The sequence below is a fragment of the Methylophaga sp. UBA4204 genome, from assembly GCF_002379485.1.
Taxonomy (GTDB): domain Bacteria; phylum Pseudomonadota; class Gammaproteobacteria; order Nitrosococcales; family Methylophagaceae; genus Methylophaga.
The window spans coordinates 11915-12763 of the sequence record NZ_DFTU01000092.1; the positions used below are offsets into that span (position 1 = coordinate 11915).

1 protein-coding gene and 1 tRNA gene are annotated in these 849 nt (G+C 45.1%); one reads left to right on the top strand and one right to left on the bottom strand.

What is annotated here, in order from left to right; all coding sequences use genetic code 11:
* Positions 1-152 precede the first annotated feature (152 nt).
* Positions 153-237, top strand: a tRNA-Leu gene (locus B3182_RS13760).
* A 117-nt stretch (positions 238-354) separates the two neighbouring features.
* On the opposite strand, the gene B3182_RS13765 is transcribed toward B3182_RS13760, so the two are convergent.
* The coding region (locus B3182_RS13765; protein WP_292753134.1) for a zinc-binding dehydrogenase at positions 355-849 on the bottom strand (495 nt) is incomplete at its 5' end.

Sequence of the window (849 nt, forward strand, 5' to 3'; positions counted from 1 at the left end):
CAAATTGAAAGTCGGTACGTTGCATGGCGAGATCATAGCAGAGCTATTGCGCTTTTCGTTAGGTAAAATCGCTTCCAGACATGAAAATATCATCAAAACGTTAAAACGGGCTTTCATAATCGGACAGCCCTCGTTATAATGCTCGGCTTGTTGCCGGGGTGGCGGAACTGGTAGACGCGCCGGATTCAAAATCCGGTTTCTTCGGAAGTGCGAGTTCGATTCTCGCCCTCGGTACCAACATTAAACCTTTTATAAATCAACAGGTTTATCCAGAATATTTAAGCCCCATCAGTTATACTGTTGGGGCTTTTTATTTACCGACAGTAAACGTAAATCACCGCCTGTTTTCCTGCTTTACCGCTCAAGAACGATTCTATAACGCACATCTCCTTTACGCAGTTTTTCAATCGCCTCATTTATCTGATCAAACGGATACATTTCCACAACCGGCTTGACCTGATGACGTTGAGCAAATTCCAGCATTTTGTTGCAGGTTTGCATACTGCCGGTATCTGATCCGGAAATACTTCTTTGCGCTTCTGTCAGGTTGAATACTTTAATATCCAATGGATCCATGGTTGCCCCGACAAAATGCAGCCGCCCTTTTGGTTTTAATTTACTCAGGTACAGATTCCAGTCCAGTTTGACGTTAACAGTAGAGAGAAGCATATCGAATTTTCTGGGCAGCTCAGCCATGACGACGGCATCACGCGAATCCACGCTGTAATGAGCCCCCATATCCAGAGCTTCCTGTAATTTTGCTGCGCTGGTAAATGCTGTGACTTCGCATCCCCAGGCTTGCAGAAATTGCAAAGCAATATGTCCTAACCCGCCAATACCGATTACTGC